The sequence below is a fragment of the Desulfovulcanus sp. genome, assembly GCF_982781345.1.
The window spans coordinates 12,576-33,274 of sequence record NZ_CEYAEZ010000026.1 but is presented as its reverse complement, the minus strand read 5'-3'; the positions used below and the strand labels follow the sequence as shown (position 1 = coordinate 33,274).

The window sequence follows — 20,699 nt, the reverse complement described above, 5'->3', positions numbered from 1 at the left end:
CAAGCCTTAGATGTGTCCAAGTCTTTGTTAGCATTGAAGAAAATGCGCTCGCAAACTAACTCAGAAAGTTGAGTTAAAGCTTCATACTTTCTAGTTATGTAGCTGTAGCTCCGTACTCTACGAGTTTGGGTCGTGGAGAGTGGATTGTACCTGAACCCGGGACCAACTTACCGGAGCCATTGCTTTTCAGAGTCTGTGGCCAATCTTACTCAGAGGTCAACTTTTCATAATTTTTTTCAATCTGGTGGTCAAAATGGGGTTTGGCCACAGAACCTTTAAGCCCTATCTTATCTATTTACCTTCTTCCAGCGGAGCCAGAGCCATTTCTGAATTTCAACCACGCTGAAAATGATGAGCCCAACGGCCAAGGTTAGGGCCCAAGATTCAAGCCCGAGAGGAGCACTTTTAAACATGCGGTTCATAACAGGTGAATAGGTAAAAAGCAGTTGTAGAACCGTCATTAAGGTGACGCCGCCTAATAGCCAAGGGTTAGAGAAGAGCCCCACCGCGAACATGGATCGGGTGAGCGAACGACAGTTAAACAAATAGAAAAGCTCACCTATCACGAAAACATTGACAGCTACCGTCCTTGCTTCCGCCTCTCCCGCCCCCCTGCTCAAGGCCCATTTAAACAAACCGAATGAACCCGCAAGGAGCAGTACCCCCACCAGACCAATTCGGAAGATCAAAATGCCGGAAAGAATCGGGCGCTGAGGATCCCGTGGTGGTCGTTTCATGATCCCAGCTTCCTTCGGCTCGAACGCAAGCATAAGCCCCAGTAACACAGCGCTTGTCATATTAACCCACAATATCTGCACCGGCAAAATTGGAAGCGTTACGCCGGCAAGTACAGCTACCATGATGACCAATCCTTCACCGATGTTGGTCGGCAGTGTCCAGGTAATAAATTTTATCAGGTTGTCGAAGACTCCGCGGCCTTCCTCAACTGCAGCCTCAATGGTGGCAAAATTATCGTCGGTGAGCACCATGTCGGCGGCCTGCCTGGCCACCTCTGTACCGGCAAGCCCCATTGCCACGCCAATGTCCGCTCGTCGTAGAGCCGGGGCGTCGTTGACGCCGTCCCCGGTCATGGCTACGACATTTCCACGTGTCTGAAACGCCTCTACCAAGCGAGGTTTGTGCTCCGGAGACACCCGCGCGAACACGGCTGTATCGACGACGGCTTCGATAAGCTCGGCATCCGAGAGTTTGGCCAGGTCACGTCCGGTAAGCACAGGAAAATCCGGTGGGTCAAGGTTAAGTTGACGGGCAATTGCTACTGCTGTTCCGGGATGGTCTCCAGTGATCATCTTGACCTGGATTCCGGCCCGCTGGCACGCATGCACCGCATGGAGAGCCTCATTGCGGAGAGGATCGATCATGCACTGAAACCCCAAAAAGACCAGTTCGCCAGCAACATCGTCCAGTGTCACAGTCGCAGTGCCTGGTGGCAGTTTTTTGCTGGCAAATCCCAGTATACGCAGCCCTTTCGAGGCAATCTTGTTCACCTGAGCGTAAATGCGTGCACTGTCTAAGTCCGTTGGCTCTCCATCGGTGCCGAGAACAGTCTCGCAACGGGGCAGGAGGACCTCTATCGACCCCTTCAGATAGACGACCGGTTCTCCTGCGCTGCGTCCGTGCAGCGTTGCCATGTATTGGCGCTCAGACCCGAAGGGGATCGTATCTAACCGTGGCCATTGCTCTTGCTCCTTCTCAGGCAAAAGTCCGGCTTTCCGCGCCGCGACGATCAGCGCCCCCTCGGTAGGGTCACCCTGAATGCGCCAAGCGCCTTCGGTCTCTCGTAATAGCGCATCATTGCACAAGAGCCCCGCCCGTAAGACTTCCATCAGTGCAGGACGCGTCCGGGGATCGATTTTCTCAGCGGATTGGTCAAAAAACGCGCCCTTGGGAGCATACCCGATCCCGCTCACGGAAAACCGCTCAGCCCCCGCCACGATCATCTGCACTGTCATCTCGTTGCGAGTCAATGTACCAGTCTTGTCAGAACAGATCACCGAGGTACTACCCAGGGTCTCCACCGCTGGCAGACGCTTAATTATTGCATTGCGTTTCGCCATACGCTTCACGCCGATGGCTAACGTGATAGTCACGGCTGCCGGAAGACCTTCCGGGACTGCACCAACTGCCAACGCTACGGCAGCCTTGAACATGTAGAGCCAGGACTCGCCGCGAAAAGCCCCGACGAGGAAAGTCAAGATGGCCATGCCGAGAATGACATAAAGAAGAATACCGCTAAAATGGGTGATCTTTCGCGTTAATGGAGTCGCTAGAATTTCCACCGAGGAAATAAGTTTCGAAATACTACCGATTTCAGTATTGTCCCCGGTAGCCACAACAATCCCTCTTCCGCTCCCGGAGGTTACCATCGTGGAGGAGTAAGCCATGTTCTTTCGCTCTGCCAGCACACTATCACGCTCAAGTATCCCGCTATTTTTCTCTGCGGGTACGGACTCGCCTGTCAGGGTAGACTCATCAATTCGCAGTTCGCGGGTCCATATCAAGCGAAGATCAGCTGGCACTTTGTCGCCGGCTTGCAGCAACACTATGTCGCCGGGCACCAGATCGCTGGCGTCGATACGCTGACGTTCCCCACCACGCAAAAGCGTGGCCTCGCTAATTATAACCTGCGCAAGTGCTACAATAGCATCAAGGGCCTTGCTCTCTTGGAAAAATCCAATCATAGCGTTGAGTATGACCACCCCAAGGATTACTCCCATGTCCACCCATTCCTGCAAGACAGCTGTAATGAGCGCTGAAGCAAGCAGGATATAGACCAGCGGCTGGTGAAACTGTAACAAAAACCGGATCAAGGGCCCCTGTCTCTTTTCTAAGGTAAGCACATTGGGGCCATAATATTCCTGACGGTTTGCGACCTCAAAGGTATCCAGTCCCTTGTCCGGATTTGTCTCCAGCAGGTCCAGCACTTCGGAAACAGGCAAATGGTGCCAGTGTTTAGCAAGAATGCTTTGCATTTCCATTAGTCAAAATCCTTTTCAGCTTTAAAAACTGAGTCTGGTCCGTGTCTTGCTATATTTAAACTATGGACATATTCAATTTTGATCCGGCCACTTTTTTAAGTTTCTTCCTGACTCTGTTTCGTATAAGTTTAGTCCTGTTTTTACTCCCGTTTTTTGGGGGAGAATCTTTGCCCAACCCGGTCAAAGCGGCTGTCTGCCTGGTCCTAACCTTAGGCCTCTGGCCTAATTTATCTTTTCCGGCTGATTATTTTCCAGCCCATCCCTTCGGCATCGCAGTTATGTTGTTGGGAGAATTAATTCTTGGGCTAATACTAGGTTTAGTTGTCAGGTTTTTGTTTGCAGCAATTCAGACCGGAGGCCAACTTATAGGTTTTCAAATGGGCTTTGCCATGATCAACGTTATCGACCCCATCACTGGAATTTCAGAAGCAGTCACTGCCCATTTTTTATATATGACATCACTTCTAACCTTTCTTTCTTTAAATGGCCATTTATTTCTACTTAAAGGACTGGCTCAAACTTTTGAACTAGTCCCACCCGGGGGACTTTTAATTACTCCCCAATTGGTCAATCAAGTTTTCCTTTTTTCAGGTCAAATTTTTGTACTAGCTATAAAAATTGCTGCCCCTGTCATGACCGCCATATTTCTAGTGGATCTCGCGCTGGCTCTTATCTCCAGGGCCGCACCACAGATGAATGTCCTTTTTGTCGGCTTTCCCCTAAAAATTGGCGTAGGTTTTTTGTTTCTTGGTCTATTATTTAAAATTATGAGCATATATCTCTCAGATTTCGTGCATAACTTAGGCACATATTTTGGGCAGTTATTAAAGGCGATGTAATCAGGTTGCCGGATGCCGGTTAGATATGAATCCTCCGTTCAATTAGTAAAGATAAGTGCGGAAATGGTGATCAGTGATTAGGCTCTAAATTTAGTTACTTCAAAAAATTCACTATAGGACTTTAAAGGACTTTAAAATTTTAACGACTCAAGCTTAAAACCTCTATTATTACTATGCCTCAACACGATCCAAGTCGTACGGAAAAAGCAACGCCCAAACGGCGAAAAAAGGCTCGCCAAGAAGGTAATGTTCCCCGCAGTCAGGAACTATCCAAGGTGATGAATCTGTTAGCCGGAGTCATTGCCCTACGCATTGGCATCTCTTTTATTGGAGAACAAATTGTTGACCTGTATAATTGGTTTTTAAACAAAGGTATTCATACCCAGTTAACTCAAGACAATGCTTACGCCATATTTTTATTCTGCTCACAAAAAATTGCTCTTATTGTTCTTCCTGTCATGATGTTTATTGCATTGATCACCTTCATTACCGTCCGCTTACAAGTGGGACCTTTATGGACTACCAAACCGTTAACACCCAAATTCAAAAACTTTAATCTAATAGCCGGACTAAAAAAAATATTCATCGACCCCAAAACATTTATCCGCCTGGCGCGCAGCCTGCTTCAGGCTTGTGTCGTAGCCATAGCTCCTTATCTAGTGCTTAAATCTGAATTCCACAAGCTTTTGTCCCTGTTTTATGAGAGCACAGCAGGCATTTCCGCTTACATATTAAGTACAGGATTTAAGATGACTGAGTACGCCCTTGTCCCTATGCTTATAATTGGCATAGCCGACCTCATCTATACTCGCTGGGATTATGAAGAAAACCTGAAGATGACCAAACAGGAGGTTAAAGATGAGCGCAAACAGGGTGAAGGTGATCCGACCATTAAGAGCAAACAAAAACAGAAGATGCTCGCGGCCATGCAAAAGAGAATGATAAAAAAAGTCCCTGAGGCAGATGTGGTCATTACCAACCCCACCCATATAGCCGTGGCCCTAAAATATGATCCCATACAAGCCCCAGCCCCTTTAGTCCTGGCTAAGGGAGTCAATCATGTAGCAGAAAAAATTAAAGAAGTTGCCAGAAAGCACAATGTGCCCATCAAAGAAAATAAACCTTTGGCACGAGCCTTGTATAAAAGTGTTGAGGTAGGTGATACTATTCCCGAAGAACTATACAAGGCAGTGGCAGCTATACTTGCTCAACTACATAAATTTCGCCGCCAAAACTAGACAACTTTTACAAAACAATACCACCATCCTTGTTTAGTGGGGGAGCAGGGAATGGTGCGTTAATCAAAAGAACTATTAGCTTATTTGTCAGTTAGGACGACTATTCACCATTGAGGTGTCAATTTTATGGCAACAAAATCAACCGCTCTGAATCTGGACTATTCAAAGTTCTCTAAGCAGGGAGACGTTCTTTTGGCCGCTGGGGTGGTCATTATCCTCTTTGTAATGCTTATCCCCATGCCGACCATTGTCCTTGACGTGATGCTCGCCTTTAATATCTCTTTTGCCCTGGTCATCCTGGTCACGGTGATGTTTATGAAATCCCCTTTAGAGTTTTCAATTTTTCCCTCCCTGCTTCTAGTTACCACCTTGCTACGTTTGGCCTTGAATGTAGCTTCTACCAGGTTGATACTTATTCATGGCGACCAGGGCACAGCAGCAGCAGGAAAAGTCATTCAGGCCTTTGGCAATTTCGTAGTTGGCGGCAATTACGTTATAGGGATTGTTATTTTTCTCATCTTATTTGCCTTGAACAAAATGGTTATTACAACCGGTACAACAAGAATCGCTGAAGTTGCTGCTCGCTTTACCCTTGATGCTATGCCGGGTAAACAAATGGCTATTGAAGCAGACCTTAATGCTGGCCTTATTGATGAACAAGAAGCCAAAAAGCAACGTGAGCTGATCCGTAAAGAAGCTGACTTCTACGGAGCCATGGATGGTGCAGGCAAGTTCGTCTCAGGAGATGTTAAAGCAGGCATGCTTATTACAGCTATCAACATCATTGGCGGCTTTTTTATCGGGGTAATGCAAAAAAACATGAACTGGATGGAGGCCGCCCAGACCTATACTTTGCTGACTATTGGCGACGGCCTGGTCTCCACTATTCCTTCTATAATCATCTCCACTTCTGCAGGCATTATTGTCAGCCGGGCAGCAGCTGAAGCTCAAATGGGTGAAGAATTTATTGCACAATTGACTATTCACCCCAGAGCATTACGCTTGGTCTCAGTCGTCCTGGTTCTCTTCGCCATAGTCCCGGGCATGCCTACTTTTGCTTTTTTACTCCTCTCCGCTACGTTATTTACCCTATCTCTTTTAGCGGCCAAAAATAAAGCCATGCTCGATCAAATGGAAGTACAGAAAAAGAAAACCCAAAAGGCACCCCAGGATACTCCGGAAGAAGTTCAGGCTTTACTTCCACTGGATATTCTAGCATTAGAGGTCGGCTACGGACTTATCCCTCTGGTAGATGAAGACCAGAATGGGAACCTTTTGGCACGAATCAAGTCCATCAGACGTCAATTCGCCCTGGATATGGGGGTCATCATTCCTTCCCTGCATTTAAGGGACAATTTAGAGTTAAAGCCTGGTGAATATGTTGTTCTCATAAAAGGTAATGAAGTGGGAAGGGCTGAAATCATGATTGACCATTACCTGGCCATGGATCCCGGTGATGCTAAATACAGGATCAAAGGAATTGAGACACTCGAACCGGCTTTTAATTTACCGGCTCTGTGGATACCAAAAGAAAAGAAAGAAGAGGCTGTTATGGCCGGATATACTGTGGTTGATCCTTCAACGGTCATTGCTACCCACTTAACTGAAATCTTTAAACGCAACCTGCACGAATTCTTAGGACGCCAGGAAACTCAGAATCTCTTGGACAACCTGGCTCAGAGAGCCCCCAAGGCCGTTGAAGATCTGGTTCCCAATATCTTAAGCCTTGGTACTGTTCAAAAAGTATTGCAAAATCTTGTTCGGGAAGGGGTATCCATCCGCGACATTCTAACCATTGTTGAAACTCTTGCAGACTATGGCCAGCAAACTAAGGATCCTGAACAGCTTACTGAATTTGTCCGCCAGCGTCTGGGCAGGACCATTGTCAAACCTTACCTGACTCAGGACAATGCCTTGCCGATTCTGACCCTGGACCCGCAGATTGAACAAACATTTCAGGAAAATTTACGCCAGACAGAGCAAGGCACTTACCTGGCAATGGAGCCACAACTGGCCCATTCTATTATCCAGGCCATCAACAAAACCTTGGAAAAGGCCATGATAAGTGAAGGACAGCCGGTTTTGTTGGTCACTCCCATACTTAGACCCCATCTGGCGCAACTATTAATACGTTTTGTGCCAAATTTACCTGTTATTTCACAGGCCGAAATACCGCCTGACATCCGTTTGGAATCCGTTGGAGTGGTGAGCTTAAACCATGCAAATTAAAACTTTCCGTGGCAAAACATCATCTGAAGTGATGGCCCGGGTCAAAAAAGAGCTGGGTTCTGATGCGGTTATTCTGAGCAGTGAAAATATCACTGAAAACGGCCAAAAATGGTATGAAATAGTCGTGGCCCTGGAAAGAGAAGTTGAGAAAGACATAACACCCCAGATTCCCAATAAAGCTAATTTTGATCTGGACTTCCGCCTGGAGTGGGAAAACTTTAAAAAAAGTATATACGACCTGGTCAAGCCACAGTTAAACAGAGAAAACATAACGCCTAGAAAAAGACAGGTCTTGGATTTTCTGGAAAAGCAAGGGGCAGGGACCGACCTTATTTTAGAACTCTACAACAAAGTGAGTCGCTCCAACAATACACCTATCCTAAAAATCCTTGGACAGACCGTAAAAGTGGCTCCCTGGACAGAAAAATTTATTTCACAACGAATACATGCTTTTACCGGACCAAGCGGTACCGGCAAAACAACCACTCTATTGCGCCTGGCCCTGGAGGTAAAAAAAAGACAGCCCCAAAAAATTCTGGTCATTAACGCAAATAATACTCAGGCGGGCGGCAGATTGTACTTAAAACATTTTGCCGAGTTATCTGGCCTAGCTTACACTGAGGTAAGCACTTTGGATCAAAAAACATTTAAAAGGTTCGATAATTATGACTATATTTTTATTGACATGCCAAGTTTAGGACCTGGTAAAACTTTAAACACATATCTAACCGAATTAAAAATCATCCGAGAAGTAGCCATTCACTTGATTTTTAGCCCTGTTTACTCTTATGAACAATTTGACTTCTTTGCTCAAAAATATTCTCATCCTCAAGTAAAAAGCCTTGTCTGGACGAAACTGGACGAAGCTTGTATTTTTGGTTTATTAATAAATTTGGCATGGAAAATGGATCTGCCCATTTCTTATTTCGGCTATGGTCCCAGCCTAAAAAATTGTTCAACATCAGCCACCCAAGACAATCTATGGCGGCTGATTTTTAAAAAAGAGTTGCCCAATGGATGTAAAGTTATTAATTATTGACGCCCACTTAATAATATAATTTATGGTATGCTCATGCACAAAAAACTTCCCATAGTCATATCCGTTACCTCTGGAAAAGGTGGAGTTGGTAAAACTAATATTTCTATAAATCTCTCTTATTGTCTCCAAAAACTGGGCAATAGAGTGCTTATTCTGGATGCAGATCTGGGCCTTGCTAATGTGGATGTGCTTTTGGGATTGACTCCCGAATACAATATCTTCCACCTGCTTAATCAAGGTATTTCACTATCCAAAATTTTACTTCAGACAAATTATGGTTTCCAGATTCTGCCTGCCGCCTCAGGAGTCACTGAAATGCTTACCCTATCCACGGGTCAAAAACTTGAACTCCTGGAAGCAATGGATTATCTGGAGGATAAGATAGACTACCTTATTGTGGATACGGGCGCTGGTATCAATGACAATGTCATTTATTTTAACCTGGCAGTTCAGGAACGACTGCTCATTCTGACCCCTGAGCCCACTTCTCTAACCGATGCTTACGCCCTGATCAAAGTGCTTAAAAACAAACATAACATTCAAAAGTTCAGGGTTATTGTGAACATGGCCAAAACAGAAGTTGAGGCCAAAAATGTGTTTAAAAAACTCTATGCTGCTTGTGATCATTTTTTGAGTAGTATTTCTCTTGATTTAGTTGGAATCATCCCCCATGATATAACAGTTAAAAAGAGTGTCGCTCGGCAGGTTCCTTTCTGCCATGAGCAACCGCAGGCTCCGGCCACCAAGGCCATGCAAAAAATTGCTCGAAAAATAAACAACTGGCAAGCAGCAGAACAACTTGATGGCAATATCAAATTTTTCTGGAAAAAACTCCTCTTCCAAGAATAATCCCTGGACTATTCTGGAACAAAAAGGAGTGTGCTTTCTCCGGTTGCCCTCCTGGCAACAAGAAGATATCGTTCGAAGTTATGCCCCCAAGATTAAAATTAGTGCCTTGCGTTTAAAGGCAAAACTTCCCAAGCACATCGAACTGGACGAACTTATCAGTGCCGGGACTTTAGGACTTATTGAAGCTCTAACCAATTTTGACCCCGAGCAAGGTATTAAGTTTGAAACCTTTGCCGATAACCGTATTCGCGGAGCCATGCTTGACGAGCTACGCAAATTGGATTGGTTCTCCAGGGGGCTAAGGCAAAAAATAAAAAAAATTGAACAAACCATTCGAAAGGTTGAACAAAATACAGGTAGTGTACCCAATTCACTTGAACTCAAGGAAATTACAGGTTATTCTTTAGATGAAATTAACAAAGTGTTAGTAGCACTTCAAAACCAGGTTTGTTTAAGCCTGGACGCAATTCAGGAAAATTTTGTCTTACCAGATAACAGCGAGCGTTTTAAAGAACCGCATGAAAGGGTATTGATTAAAGACCTGGTAAACAAAATTGCCAAACTGGTTAAAGAGCTAACTGACCGTGAAAAATTGGTTCTGTCTCTGTACTATGTGGAAGAGCTAACCATGAAAGAAATTGCTCAGGTCATGGAGATAACTGAAGGAAGAGTTTCTCAACTCCACTCACAAGCTCTAAAAAAACTGAGAGAAAAATTTACACAAAGATACGAAAGAAATTAGGAGGAGGTCATGGCTATCGATAAAAATATGCGCATTTTAGTGGTAGACGATTTTTCAACAATGCGTAGAATAATTAAAAACATTTTGCGGCAGCTAGGCTACAATAATATTGTTGAGGCGGATGATGGTACTACTGCCTGGGAAATTTTAAATAAGGACAGAATAGATTTCATTATTAGCGATTGGAACATGCCCAAAATGACCGGCATCGAGCTTCTGCGAAAAGTAAGGGCTAGTGAAGAATTTGCAGACCTTCCTTTTTTAATGGTCACCGCTGAAGCTCAACAGGAAAATATCATAGAAGCCGTTCAAGCTAAGGTATCTAATTATATAGTTAAACCATTTACTGCGGAAACGTTAGGTAAAAAAATCGAAAAGATTTTTGAAAAGTGATTAAAAAGTGCAAGCTCGCCATTTTTATAACTTACCGAGGGCAAGTAAGTCTAACATCAGTTTATCAGTATACTTAAAAATTCTTACTGTTTTACCTGCCCTCGGCTTTCGCTAATGCGTAGTCAAATAGTCTTTATTGTTTATCTGAGATATATAGCCCCAATAAATATATATGCTATTTATAGTTCCTGATCCAGAAGAATCCAACCAGAATAACACTGAAGAAAAGGTTAAACTTGATACGTCAGAATTGACTATCGACAAGGGAACACAAAAAGTCGAACTGGATCTGGATGACGCTCCTTTTTTAGAGGAAGAAAAGGAGGGAGAAGAGGAAGAGAAAGAGGACGAAAAAAAAGGAGTTTCTGAAGAGTCTGAAGAAAAACCAGAAGATCAGGTTCCTGTTCCAACACCATTTTGGAAAAAAAAATGGTTTTTTATAGCTCTAGCAGGAGTAATTGCTTTAATTGCTGTTGGTGTTTATTTTCTTTTTTTAAAGCCCTCTCCACCTCCTCCTGAATCACAAAAACCACAGGTTCAGAAAGCAGAACCTTCTCCCCCTCCGCCGCCTCCTCCGGAAGAGATAGTTATTCCCTTTGAACCGTTTTGGGTCGAACTTACTTTTAACGGGCAAACTAAATTTCTATACTGCAAACTATCTTTTTCCACCACTGACTCCAAGTTGGAATGGGAGGTCAAACGTAAAACTATTATATTGAGAGATGCAGTATATTACTACTTACGAAACAAAAATTTTATATTCTTAAACAATAAAAAGAATGTAGAGCGGTTAAAAAAAGACATACTGTCAGTAGTCAACCAATATTTAAATAATGGCCAATTGAAAAACATTCTTATTGAGGAATATGTGCTTAAATAATGGTAAATCCTATTGACCTACCGGTCATTTTCTCTCAAACACCGCAAATTCAAAAATTGCAAAATGCAGTTCAGGCTCATCCTGAAGCTCAGCAGGCCTTTACTGCCGATTTGGTGATCCAAAAACAAAAAAAGGAAAAAGACAAGGTTCCAAAAACAGAGAAAACCGATACTGAAATCCAAATCAAAGAAGATAAACAAAACAAAAAAAAGCAACAAAATTTTACGACCAGAGATCGTGAACAAAAAGAAAAAAAACAAGAAATAGAAGAATCTGAATTCCAAGTATCCGGTTCCGGACACTTGATTAATATCAAAGTATGAAGCCTTTGTTTAGTCTATCGCGATCCGTCTTGCACGTTGAAAAATTTTTGTTTGCCCAAAATATCCCATTATGCTCTGCCTGCAAGCAAGCCTTAGACCAAGTCTTTGTACCAGCATGAAAGAAACCAAGATTTGAATAAACCTTGGGACTTAAGTTGATAAAAAGGTTTGGCCACAGGCACTCAGGACTTTTCCAACTTTAGGCACTTTAAAAATGTCATATTTTCAATGGACAATTTTATTCTCTAGCATTATTGAAATCATCCTCTTGGTTTTGGTACTATTTTTTTTCCTCCGCTTGAGAAAATCAGAAGCACTGCTTGCTGAGCTGCAAAAAAAACAGCATGAATTTGTGGAAAAGTTATCCTTTAACGCCCAGTTAGAACAGGAATTGGTGGCCAGTTTTAATCAGAGGCAAAAGGAGCTTATTTTATTGGAAGAAAAATTAGAGACCAGGGCTAAAGAGTTATCAAAATTAGTCAAAGAGGCAGAAAGATTTACCAAGTCTCCCTTTTTTTTAAAACAAATTATCATCGCTGGATACCGTTCCGGACAATCAATTGAAGAACTGGCCAGGACCACTGGCCTAACCAAAGATGAAATTGAGCTTATTGTTGATTCTGACAAGTAACTGGTTTTCTATTTAAGGATTTAAGTCCATGGAGAAGACAAATATAAATCTAAGCGTGATCATCCCAGTAAAAGATGAAGAAGATAATATTTTCAGATTGGGCCAAGAAGTGACTAGCGCCATATCTTCCACTGATTGGACCTGGGAATGCCTATGGGTTGATGATGGGTCTGTGGATGACAGTTTATCACGGCTCAAGGAACTGCATCAAAAAGACAAAAGACATAAATTTATTCAACTGGACCAAAATTACGGTCAGTCAGCGGCCATGTTTATCGGCTTTAAACAGGCTAAAGGAGAAATCCTTGTCACACTTGATGGTGACGGCCAAAACGACCCAAATGATATCCCCCGTCTGGTTAAATGTTTGCTCGAACACAACGCCCACATGGTTAATGGTTGGCGTAAGAACCGACAGGACAGCTTGATCCGCAAAATATCGTCCAAAATCGGCAATGGTTTTAGAAATCTTATAACCAAAGATAACATAAAAGATGTCGGCTGTTCTATCCGGGCATTCAAGCGGGAATGCGTCCAGGATATCTTTTTATTCAGAGGGATGCATAGATTTCTTCCTACTCTGGTACGTATAAATGGGTACACAAAAATTTTGGAAATCCCTGTCAACCATCGACCCAGACAATTCGGTCAGACCAAATACGGCATCAGCAATAGACTTTGGGTAGGTCTCATGGATACCCTGGCTGTATTATGGATGCGTATTCGCAGCGTGAACCCAAAAATTAAAACGAGCTCTTTGGATTAATAAATGGAAGAAAAAATTTGGCTTGGAATCGGGCTCTTTGCTCAACTACTCTTTTCAGCCCGGTTTCTGGTCCAGTGGATTGCCAGTGAGCGGGCCAAAAAGAGCGTCATGCCTGTTTATTTTTGGTATTTTAGTATGGGTGGAGCCGTACTCTTATTAGCCTATGCCATCTACCGTAAAGATCCGGTTTTTATTCTCGGTCAGTCCACAGGGCTACTCATTTACAGCCGTAATCTCTACCTTATTTACAAAGAAAAAAAAGAAAAACAGTAACATGCTTCAATGTCTGATAATTGATAGTTTAGTGAACGGCGTAAGGTACGAGAATAAGATAACCTTTTCATCTTCGTTCCTTTGCCATTCAATCCAACAAACACAACAAACTCATAAATGGACTCAATCAGGTTCAGACAACGCTTTCAACCCGGAGATATAGTATCGGGCACAATACTAAATTTCAAAAACCCATATCAAGCCTGGGTTCAAATCCAGGACTTTAAACTCCTTGCCAGAATGAATGCCCGTTATCCTGAAGGCACAGAACTTTTTTTTGTGGTAGAAAAACTCTATCCCCAAATAGTTTTAAAGGAAGTAAACCCCAAAGAACTCAAACATAGAGGACTAAATATTATTGTCTAATCAAAATTCGACTACTATTTTGTCCGACCTTCCCATTCGTCCTTCTACCCCTTGGCTGGCTCCCCTGGCTGGCTTTTCAGACTTACCTTTTCGCCTTTTATGCCGCGAGTTTGGCTGCCAGGTAGCCTGTACGGAAATGGTCAGCGCCAAAGGCCTCTTGTACCGCAGCCAGGGGACAATTGAAATCTTGCGTACCTGTCCCCAGGATAATCCGCTTGTGGTGCAGCTTTATGGCTCTGAACCAGATACTCTGGCCCGGGCAACTGAAAATCTACTTGAACAGGGTTTTAAATATTTTGATCTTAATTGTGGTTGTTCAGTAAAAAAAGTGGTCAAAACCGGCTCTGGTGCAGCCCTGTTAAAAACTCCAGATCTTTTAGTTAGCATCGTCAAAGAAATGGTTAAGTTAGCCCCTCCCGGATGTGTAGGAGTAAAACTGCGCTTGGGGTGGTCAAAAAACGAACCGGTGTACATAGACCTGGCCCGTAGACTGGAATCCATAGGAGCCGGCTGGATCACCTTGCATCCCAGATTTGCAAAACAGGGATTTTCTGGCCAGGCAGATTGGCTGGCCTTGAAAAAACTAAAAGCTACGGTAAAGATACCTATAATCGGCAGCGGAGACCTGTTTACGGCCCAAGATGGGCTAAATTGCCTGGAACTCACTGGAATCGATGGAATAATGTTTGCCAGAGGGGCCCTGTATGACCCATCAATTTTTCTGCGATACACGTGCCTGATAGAAAACCAAAAAGCGCCTCCCAAAGACGGTCATTTTTTGGCGGCCATGATCCTAAAAATGGCCAGGTTATATCAAAAAATAGATTCATCACCGCGGGCCCTTTTAAAAATGAGGACTTTGGTACCGAAAATGATCCGGGATTTGCCAGGGGCAAGGTTTTTGCGTAATGAACTAACACACTGTTCTTCATGGAGCCATTTAGAAGAAATTTTAAACCGTCTGCGTTTATTAGGCTATGCCTGAGTCTATCACTTTAAGGGAATAAGGAGATATGACTAAAGAAATTATTCTTGCAAGCACTGCTGGTTTTTGCATGGGAGTCAGCCTGGCATTGCGCAAATTAGACCAGGCTCTGGATAAACACCGGGGGAAAAACATCTATACTTTAGGTCCAATTATCCATAACCCCCAAGTATTAGAAAAATACGCTCGTTTAGGCGTAAACATAATTAAAGATATTGACCAGCTCCAGCCACACGAAAGCGTGGTTATTATCCGGGCCCATGGCATACCTTTAGAAACGGAGAACAGATTGCGCCAAGGCCAGGTAGAGATTATCAACGCTACCTGTCCCAAAGTCAAAAAGGCTCAGATTCTTATTCAGAAACACAGTTCACCATCGACTCATTTACTGCTTTATGGAGAACCTGATCACCCTGAGGTCAGAGGACTCATAAGCTATGCCCTGGGTAAAACATACGTTTTCGACAGTCTTAAAAACTTACAGAAGTTGAACCTGGATCCCAGTGAACATTATTTTTTGGCTGCTCAGACTACCCAGGATAGAGAACACTTCTATGAGATTAAACAATTTGTCCAAGAAAAAATTGATCCTAACCTCGACGTCCTAGACACCATTTGCGATGCCACCAAGAATAGACAGGAGGAAGCACTACAAATTGCACGCCAAGTCGATTTTATGATTGTTGTAGGCGGAAAAAATAGTGGCAACACCAGAAGACTGTCCAAAGTAGCTCAAGAACAGGGAGTTCCTTGCGTGCATATTGAAACCAAAGAAGAACTACATCTTCCAGACCTTGCCAAATATTCAAAAATTGGATTAACTGCAGGGGCATCAACCCCTGACTTTATTATCCAAGATGTTTATAATACTTTAAAATCCTTAGCTTAGAGGGAAAAATGTATCAGACCAATATTCTTTTGGAATCCGGAACCAATGAACTGGAAATTGTGGAATTTTTTATCCACGAGCAAATCCCCGGACATGATGAAGTATATACAGGCTATTATGGAATCAATGTAGCCAAGGTCTTGAAAATCATTAAGAAACCAAAAATCACAGAATTGCCGGAAGTCCCTCATCCAGCAGTTCTGGGCGCTTTTAACTTACGTTCCTCTATCATTCCTCTAGTGGACTTAAGCCTCTGGCTGGGCAAAAACAGAATTCTCGATGAAAACGCCAATGTTATCGTAACCGAGTTCAATAAAGTCGTTAATGGATTCTTAGTGTCAGGAGTGACCAGGATACACCGCTTAAGCTGGGAGGATGTGGAGCCGCCCAGTAATTATGTGGCACAATTCAGCTCTAATAGCATTACTGGAGTAGTTAAACTTGAGAACAGGATCACCTTTTTAATCGACCTAGAAAAAATTGTGGCTGAATTAAACCCAAATACAGCTCTTAATTTCGATAAAAACTTAGATGTACGCCTGGATGACAACTATACAGCTCTGGTGGCTGATGATTCCGACACTATCCTGGAGATGCTTGCCAATCTTCTGGAACAAGCCAATTTTAAGGTAATCAAGGCTAGTAATGGTTTGCAAGCATGGGAAAAATTACAGGAGCTCAAAAAACAGGCCCAAGCCCAGAACAAGCGCATTAATGATCTTGTCCAGATTGTGGTCTCAGATATTGAGATGCCAGCAATGGACGGCCTGACCCTAACTAAAAAGATTAAGCAAGATCCAGAGTTAAGCACCCTGCCAGTGCTCTTATTCTCTTCCCTGATCACTGAAAGAATAAAGCATAAGGGTGAATCAGTGGGTGCAGATGATCAAATTTCAAAACCAGAAGTGAGTGAACTGGCCATACGAGCCAAAGCATTGATTGAAAAGACAGAGGGTGGCAAGTAGTGGGTGAGTAGTTGAGTAGTTTAGTGGGTAAAACTTTACACTTCTGTTCTGAGAGTCCTAGCCCTCGACTCCTGGACTCACGACTCCCAGACGCTAGGTTACCTTTTGCTCTCTTAGCCCTTTAATCTTCTATGTAAAAAATTATCCAGTTCCTGCATAAAGGCAGGGATAAGGTTCTCCTGGCCACGTACCTTTTTGACTACTTTGCCTTTCGCAAAAATAATTCCACAATCGCGCCCACCAGCTATACCAATATCGGCCTCTTTGGCCTCTCCAGGTCCATTGACAACACACCCCATAACTGCAACGGTAAAAACCTGGTCTATATTTTTTAATTTATCTTCCACTGCCTGAGCAAGATCAATGAGATTAATCTCTGTTCGTCCGCAAGTCGGGCACGAGATTATTTCCGGCCCCCTGGCCCTAAGACCTAAAGAGCGCAAGATCTCCCAGGCTACCCCAACTTCCTGAACCGGATCAGCAGTTAAAGATACCCTTAAGGTATCTCCAATACCTTTAAAGAGCAAAATACCCAGACCCACTGCAGATTTTACAGTTCCACGCATCATTGTCCCGGCTTCGGTCACGCCAATATGCAAAGGGTAATCGACTTTTTGTGCCAAAAGCTCATATGCCCTGATGGTATTTAAAACAGAGGAAGACTTTAAAGAAATTTTTATTAACTCAAAATTCCTTTTTTCCAGCATCCCAACATGTCTTAAAGCACTTTCAACCATAGCCTCTGGAACAGGCCCGCCCCACTTCTCTAAAAGATCCTTTTCAATAGACCCACTATTGACACCAATACGAATAGGAACATTATGCATTTTCGCTGCACTAACCACCAGGTCAACCTTGTCCTCTCCCCCAATATTACCGGGATTAATACGCAGCCCATCCATCCCAGCCTCAATTGCCCTAATGGCCAGGCGATGATCAAAATGGATGTCCGCTATCAAAGGGACAGGAGATTTGGCTCTAATTTCAGACAAAACATTTGCTGCCTGTTCATTTAGTACAGCCAGACGAACTATTTCGCATCCGGCCCCTGCCAGGACATTAATTTGACTCAGGGTGGCAGCCACATCTCTCGTATCCGTGTTGGTCATGCTTTGAACCCGAACAGGGTTATCACCGCCAACACCTACAGAGCCGATTTTTACTTCCTTTGTTCTTTTTCGTAAAATCATTTAGTGTTTGATTGCTAATTGATGTTAGATGATTATCTGCTCAGAAGGGATTCAAGCCTCCGCTCTTGAATCTTGAAATTCACTATCCTATTGAATAACAAAAGCCGGAAACAAACACAACTATGTCAAGTAAGATCAAATTAGCAGTAAGTGCTTGCCTACTGGGGGAAAATGTGCGCTATGACGGCGGGCATAAGCTGGAACCCATCATCCGCGAGAAACTTGGTCCTTTTGTGAATTTTATCCCTATTTGTCCGGAAGTAGAATGCGGTTTGCCAATACCTAGAGAACCTATGCGACTAATGGGTAAACTCAACAATCCACGGCTAATGACTATTACAACCAGGACCGATCATACCCAAAAAATGAACGACTGGGCCAGGAAAAAACTAAAGGTATTGGCAAGACAAAATGTTAGCGCTTATATCTTTAAAAGCAAATCACCGAGTTGTGGACTAGCCAAAATTAAAATCTATGGAGACCACAACCAGCCTATAGGCGTGGGCGCAGGCCTCTGGGCCAGGATGTTCATGCAGCGCTTTCCCCATGTCCCTGTTGTGGATGAGGCCAGCTTCTATGAACCCGGATTTTGGGAAATGTTTATTGGCCGTATGTTTTCAACCAAGTAGCACGTAACCTGCCTTACAATTTGTGGTCTTTGGTCCCGGTATAAGTAAATGCTTTTCTGATCATTTTAAAATATCTGCCTTTATCAATGCCAATGACCTGTCCGCAGGGACACTTGATTTTCTCCCCATCTAATTTGTAAGCATAAATCCTGGTTATCCTGGTCTTGTGACAACGCAAAACTTCTCCAGGACCTACTTTTTTATACTTCCAAAGTTTTTGTTTACAAGCTGAACATCTAATAGTGAGCATAATCAACTCTTTTAAAAAAAACACCCGCTCAGCATCACACTACAGGAAGAGTTTAAGCAGGCATTGACTATTGTTCAAGAAACATTATTGTTGTTCTCTCAAATATTGTGTCTTACCTAGTTTCAATGATCAAACATTCAGAAGTCAAGCGTGAGTCAAGACTTCTGACGGAACAAAGGAGTCTGGTATGGAAATAGTTGACGTACTCATCGTTGGTAAAGGTCCGGCTGGCCTTTCTGCGGCCATTTACACTTCTAGGGCAGGATTGAATACCTTGATCCTGGGATGCGCCCCGAAAGTAGCGGGCGATTATGATATAGACAATTATTTTGGTTTTCCGGAAACGATTTCAGGCAAAAAATTAATCGAATTAGGCCAGAAGCAGGCCCAAAAATTTGGAGCCAAAATCCGCTGTGAAAAGGTCCTAAGTATTTATCAGCAAGAGGATGGACTATTTAAAGTCAAGACTGAAAAAGGAGAAGTGCTGGCCAAAGCAGTAATCCTGGCAACAGGCGTATCCAGAATCAAACCAGGAATTAAAAACCTTTCTGACTATGAGGGCAAAGGAGTATCTTATTGTGTCAGCTGCGATGGCTTCTTTTACCGGAACAAAAAGGTCATGGTCCTGGGCGAAGGTATTTTTGCGGCCAATCAAGCCATTGAACTCAAGGAATACACACCACATGTAAAAATTTGTACCCAAAATAAAAAAATAACCATGACTGAAGAGTTTAAGGAGAGGTTAAAAAAATTAGATATTCCCGTCATTGAGAAAAAAATTGACTATCTCGAAGGAAAGGATTTTTTAGAACGCGTAGTTTATAGCGATGGAGAAAAAGAAGAAGTCGATGGTTTGTTTGTTGCTATGGGAGAAGCTTCCTCTCTGGATTTCGCTTACACCCTGGGTATCACTCGCAAGGGAGTATTTATTGAAGCTGATGCCGAACAAAAAACAAATGTGCCTGGTGTATTTGCTGCTGGGGACTGCGTGGGTCGTTTTTTACAGATTAGTGTAGCTGTCGGGGAGGGAGCTATAGCCGCCCGTTCAGCAATTAATTATGTCAAGAGATTAAATCGCAATTCCTGATTTGTTATAGGCTATGAAAAAAAGATGATGTAATCCGCCACGAACTTTTTGCCCAAACACAAATTAAAAACTTCAATTTATAAAAAAAATATTGACAACAAACCATAAAAAAACTAACAGCCTTCTTTTGCTTATCTTGGGCCTATAGCTCAGTTGGCAGAGCCCCCGGCTCATAACCGGATGGTCCCAGGTTCGAATCCTGGTAGGCCCACCACTAAAGGAGATAATTTGCTGTTCAAATCATTCCAGCAATCAGCACAGCCTATTTTGAGGCAAGTTATACTAAAAGGTGCTTCCTTAAAACCAATGGGAGCACCTTTTTTTATTCTGAACAATGCATTACCAACATCTTATTAATCTGATTGAACAAACAGCTCCTCTTTCCCTGGCCGCGGATTGGGATAATAGTGGTGTGCAAATAGCAGGGAAAAAAAAGAATATAAAAAAACTTGCCCTTGCCCTTGAGCCAAACCTAGAGATTATAAACACAGCTCTGGATCAGGATGCTGATTTTATTCTCTGTCATCATCCTCTGACATTAAAACCGCGGCTTCCAAATCGCTTAGACCCCTTTCACTCCATTTTAAGTAAGCTTTTAAAGGCTGAAACCTGGCTCTATTCTGCGCATACCTCTCTGGATGCCAACCCGGATGGTCCAGTCAACTGGCTAGGCGCGAAATTGGCGCTCAGAGAAATGAAAGTGCTCGCCCCAATGTCTGTGGATACAACGCAAAAAACCTTTGGTTTTGGCTGTATTGGTTCCCTCCCAGAGGCTGTATCAACCCAAACGTTCCTGATCGGATTACAAGCGATACTCCCTGAACAAAAATGGCGTTTAATCGGAAACAAGCCACAACAAGTTGAAAAGATAGCTTATTGTCCTGGTTCAGGAGCTGAGCTGGCTAGCAGAGCGTTCTCTTTGGGGGCTGACATTTTTATAACCGGGGATATTAAATATCATCAAGCCCTGGAAATTATCGAACAAGGTTTCGCCATTGATGTAGGACACTTTATTTTAGAAGAAAAAATGATGTACTACTGGTACAAAGAACTAAAAAATAAACTTGACCTGGAAATCTTCTTTATTCCAGGTAAAGATCCTTTTTATAGCTAAAGCAAACTACAAAATTAGTGAGG

General features: G+C 43.2%; 22 protein-coding genes and 1 tRNA gene. 20 read left to right on the top strand and 3 right to left on the bottom strand.

Annotated elements, in window-relative coordinates; all coding sequences use genetic code 11:
- Window positions 1–287: 287 nt before the first annotated feature.
- Entirely contained in the window at window positions 288–2,999 is a 2,712-nt protein-coding gene (locus AC3WVG_RS05935) for a cation-transporting P-type ATPase (RefSeq protein ID WP_488797247.1), read from the bottom strand.
- A gap of 62 nt (window positions 3,000–3,061) precedes the next feature.
- On the opposite strand from AC3WVG_RS05935, the gene fliR reads away from it, so the two are divergent.
- The 16 genes from fliR (at window position 3,062) to AC3WVG_RS05855 (ending at window position 16,406) form a co-directional block, all read left to right on the top strand.
- A complete protein-coding gene (gene fliR, locus AC3WVG_RS05930; protein WP_488797246.1) occupies window positions 3,062–3,838 on the top strand; it encodes a flagellar biosynthetic protein FliR in 777 nt (258 codons plus the stop codon).
- A 173-nt stretch (window positions 3,839–4,011) separates the two neighbouring features.
- Window positions 4,012–5,076, top strand: coding sequence for a flagellar biosynthesis protein FlhB (gene flhB, locus AC3WVG_RS05925; protein WP_488797245.1), 1,065 nt, complete (start codon window positions 4,012–4,014; stop codon window positions 5,074–5,076).
- A 126-nt stretch (window positions 5,077–5,202) separates the two neighbouring features.
- Window positions 5,203–7,305 carry a flagellar biosynthesis protein FlhA gene (flhA, locus tag AC3WVG_RS05920; protein ID WP_488797244.1) on the top strand — a complete coding sequence of 701 codons (2,103 nt, stop codon included), beginning with the start codon at window positions 5,203–5,205 and terminating at the stop codon, window positions 7,303–7,305.
- Window positions 7,295–8,344 carry a flagellar biosynthesis protein FlhF gene (locus AC3WVG_RS05915; protein WP_488797243.1) on the top strand — a complete coding sequence of 350 codons (1,050 nt, stop codon included), beginning with the start codon at window positions 7,295–7,297 and terminating at the stop codon, window positions 8,342–8,344. Before flhA ends, AC3WVG_RS05915 begins: the two co-directional genes overlap by 11 nt.
- A gap of 33 nt (window positions 8,345–8,377) precedes the next feature.
- A complete protein-coding gene (locus tag AC3WVG_RS05910) occupies window positions 8,378–9,193 on the top strand; it encodes a MinD/ParA family protein (protein ID WP_488797242.1) in 816 nt (271 codons plus the stop codon).
- Window positions 9,147–9,935, top strand: a complete 789-nt coding sequence (locus AC3WVG_RS05905) for a FliA/WhiG family RNA polymerase sigma factor (protein WP_488797241.1) — start codon at window positions 9,147–9,149, stop codon at window positions 9,933–9,935. Before AC3WVG_RS05910 ends, AC3WVG_RS05905 begins: the two co-directional genes overlap by 47 nt.
- Window positions 9,936–9,944: 9 nt before the next feature.
- Window positions 9,945–10,328, top strand: coding sequence for a chemotaxis response regulator CheY (locus AC3WVG_RS05900; protein WP_252381541.1), 384 nt, complete (start codon window positions 9,945–9,947; stop codon window positions 10,326–10,328).
- A 172-nt stretch (window positions 10,329–10,500) separates the two neighbouring features.
- Window positions 10,501–11,208 carry a flagellar basal body-associated FliL family protein gene (locus tag AC3WVG_RS05895; protein WP_488797240.1) on the top strand — a complete coding sequence of 236 codons (708 nt, stop codon included), beginning with the start codon at window positions 10,501–10,503 and terminating at the stop codon, window positions 11,206–11,208.
- Complete coding sequence (locus AC3WVG_RS05890) at window positions 11,208–11,531, top strand: hypothetical protein (protein WP_488797239.1); 324 nt, start codon at window positions 11,208–11,210, stop codon at window positions 11,529–11,531. Before AC3WVG_RS05895 ends, AC3WVG_RS05890 begins: the two co-directional genes overlap by 1 nt.
- A 214-nt stretch (window positions 11,532–11,745) precedes the next feature.
- A complete protein-coding gene (locus AC3WVG_RS05885; protein WP_488797238.1) occupies window positions 11,746–12,162 on the top strand; it encodes a hypothetical protein in 417 nt (138 codons plus the stop codon).
- Between the two features lie 28 nt (window positions 12,163–12,190).
- Complete coding sequence (locus AC3WVG_RS05880) at window positions 12,191–12,928, top strand: glycosyltransferase family 2 protein (RefSeq protein ID WP_488797237.1); 738 nt, start codon at window positions 12,191–12,193, stop codon at window positions 12,926–12,928.
- 3 nt (window positions 12,929–12,931) lie between these two features.
- Window positions 12,932–13,201, top strand: coding sequence for a lipid-A-disaccharide synthase N-terminal domain-containing protein (locus AC3WVG_RS05875; RefSeq protein WP_252381546.1), 270 nt, complete (start codon window positions 12,932–12,934; stop codon window positions 13,199–13,201).
- Between the two features lie 117 nt (window positions 13,202–13,318).
- Window positions 13,319–13,567: a hypothetical protein gene (locus AC3WVG_RS05870; protein ID WP_488797236.1), complete on the top strand. Its 249-nt coding sequence runs from the start codon at window positions 13,319–13,321 to the stop codon at window positions 13,565–13,567.
- Entirely contained in the window at window positions 13,560–14,552 is a 993-nt protein-coding gene (locus AC3WVG_RS05865; protein WP_488797235.1) for a tRNA dihydrouridine synthase, read from the top strand. Before AC3WVG_RS05870 ends, AC3WVG_RS05865 begins: the two co-directional genes overlap by 8 nt.
- A 28-nt stretch (window positions 14,553–14,580) precedes the next feature.
- On the top strand, window positions 14,581–15,441 hold the full coding sequence (ispH, locus tag AC3WVG_RS05860) for a 4-hydroxy-3-methylbut-2-enyl diphosphate reductase (protein ID WP_488797234.1): 861 nt from the start codon (window positions 14,581–14,583) through the stop codon (window positions 15,439–15,441).
- Between the two features lie 8 nt (window positions 15,442–15,449).
- Window positions 15,450–16,406, top strand: coding sequence for a chemotaxis protein (locus AC3WVG_RS05855; protein WP_488797233.1), 957 nt, complete (start codon window positions 15,450–15,452; stop codon window positions 16,404–16,406).
- A gap of 113 nt (window positions 16,407–16,519) precedes the next feature.
- On the opposite strand, the gene ispG is transcribed toward AC3WVG_RS05855, so the two are convergent.
- On the bottom strand, window positions 16,520–17,596 hold the full coding sequence (ispG, locus tag AC3WVG_RS05850) for a flavodoxin-dependent (E)-4-hydroxy-3-methylbut-2-enyl-diphosphate synthase (protein ID WP_488797232.1): 1,077 nt from the start codon (window positions 17,594–17,596) through the stop codon (window positions 16,520–16,522).
- A 122-nt stretch (window positions 17,597–17,718) separates the two neighbouring features.
- Between ispG and AC3WVG_RS05845 the strand changes: the two genes are divergently transcribed.
- Window positions 17,719–18,225 (top strand): 2-thiouracil desulfurase family protein, encoded by a 507-nt coding sequence (locus AC3WVG_RS05845; RefSeq protein WP_488797231.1) that lies wholly within the window; start codon window positions 17,719–17,721, stop codon window positions 18,223–18,225.
- Window positions 18,226–18,238: 13 nt separating this feature from the next.
- Here the strand turns inward: AC3WVG_RS05845 and AC3WVG_RS05840 are convergent, their stop codons facing one another.
- Window positions 18,239–18,475, bottom strand: coding sequence for a hypothetical protein (locus AC3WVG_RS05840; protein ID WP_488797230.1), 237 nt, complete (start codon window positions 18,473–18,475; stop codon window positions 18,239–18,241).
- Between the two features lie 187 nt (window positions 18,476–18,662).
- Between AC3WVG_RS05840 and AC3WVG_RS05835 the strand changes: the two genes are divergently transcribed.
- The 3 genes from AC3WVG_RS05835 to AC3WVG_RS05825 all read left to right on the top strand — a co-directional run bounded on the left by AC3WVG_RS05835 (window position 18,663) and on the right by AC3WVG_RS05825 (window position 20,676).
- Window positions 18,663–19,562: an NAD(P)/FAD-dependent oxidoreductase gene (locus AC3WVG_RS05835; RefSeq protein WP_488797229.1), complete on the top strand. Its 900-nt coding sequence runs from the start codon at window positions 18,663–18,665 to the stop codon at window positions 19,560–19,562.
- Between the two features lie 138 nt (window positions 19,563–19,700).
- A tRNA-Ile gene (locus tag AC3WVG_RS05830) sits at window positions 19,701–19,776 on the top strand.
- A 120-nt stretch (window positions 19,777–19,896) separates the two neighbouring features.
- On the top strand, window positions 19,897–20,676 hold the full coding sequence (locus tag AC3WVG_RS05825) for a Nif3-like dinuclear metal center hexameric protein (protein ID WP_488797228.1): 780 nt from the start codon (window positions 19,897–19,899) through the stop codon (window positions 20,674–20,676).
- Window positions 20,677–20,699: the final 23 nt, after the last annotated feature.

Coding starts and splice junctions, on each gene's coding strand:
- AC3WVG_RS05890 (WP_488797239.1), top strand. CDS start 11,208: ATGGTAAATCCTATTGACCTACCGGTCATTTTCTCTCAAACACCGCAA.
- AC3WVG_RS05885 (WP_488797238.1), top strand. CDS start 11,746: ATGTCATATTTTCAATGGACAATTTTATTCTCTAGCATTATTGAAATC.
- AC3WVG_RS05845 (WP_488797231.1), top strand. CDS start 17,719: ATGTCAAGTAAGATCAAATTAGCAGTAAGTGCTTGCCTACTGGGGGAA.
- AC3WVG_RS05835 (WP_488797229.1), top strand. CDS start 18,663: ATGGAAATAGTTGACGTACTCATCGTTGGTAAAGGTCCGGCTGGCCTT.
- AC3WVG_RS05900 (WP_252381541.1), top strand. CDS start 9,945: ATGGCTATCGATAAAAATATGCGCATTTTAGTGGTAGACGATTTTTCA.
- AC3WVG_RS05880 (WP_488797237.1), top strand. CDS start 12,191: ATGGAGAAGACAAATATAAATCTAAGCGTGATCATCCCAGTAAAAGAT.
- AC3WVG_RS05855 (WP_488797233.1), top strand. CDS start 15,450: ATGTATCAGACCAATATTCTTTTGGAATCCGGAACCAATGAACTGGAA.
- ispH (WP_488797234.1), top strand. CDS start 14,581: ATGACTAAAGAAATTATTCTTGCAAGCACTGCTGGTTTTTGCATGGGA.
- AC3WVG_RS05895 (WP_488797240.1), top strand. CDS start 10,501: ATGCTATTTATAGTTCCTGATCCAGAAGAATCCAACCAGAATAACACT.
- fliR (WP_488797246.1), top strand. CDS start 3,062: ATGGACATATTCAATTTTGATCCGGCCACTTTTTTAAGTTTCTTCCTG.
- AC3WVG_RS05915 (WP_488797243.1), top strand. CDS start 7,295: ATGCAAATTAAAACTTTCCGTGGCAAAACATCATCTGAAGTGATGGCC.
- AC3WVG_RS05825 (WP_488797228.1), top strand. CDS start 19,897: ATGCATTACCAACATCTTATTAATCTGATTGAACAAACAGCTCCTCTT.
- AC3WVG_RS05875 (WP_252381546.1), top strand. CDS start 12,932: ATGGAAGAAAAAATTTGGCTTGGAATCGGGCTCTTTGCTCAACTACTC.
- AC3WVG_RS05840 (WP_488797230.1), bottom strand. CDS start 18,475: ATGCTCACTATTAGATGTTCAGCTTGTAAACAAAAACTTTGGAAGTAT.
- AC3WVG_RS05935 (WP_488797247.1), bottom strand. CDS start 2,999: ATGGAAATGCAAAGCATTCTTGCTAAACACTGGCACCATTTGCCTGTT.
- AC3WVG_RS05870 (WP_488797236.1), top strand. CDS start 13,319: ATGGACTCAATCAGGTTCAGACAACGCTTTCAACCCGGAGATATAGTA.
- AC3WVG_RS05905 (WP_488797241.1), top strand. CDS start 9,147: ATGGCAATATCAAATTTTTCTGGAAAAAACTCCTCTTCCAAGAATAAT.
- flhB (WP_488797245.1), top strand. CDS start 4,012: ATGCCTCAACACGATCCAAGTCGTACGGAAAAAGCAACGCCCAAACGG.
- AC3WVG_RS05910 (WP_488797242.1), top strand. CDS start 8,378: ATGCACAAAAAACTTCCCATAGTCATATCCGTTACCTCTGGAAAAGGT.
- flhA (WP_488797244.1), top strand. CDS start 5,203: ATGGCAACAAAATCAACCGCTCTGAATCTGGACTATTCAAAGTTCTCT.
- ispG (WP_488797232.1), bottom strand. CDS start 17,596: ATGATTTTACGAAAAAGAACAAAGGAAGTAAAAATCGGCTCTGTAGGT.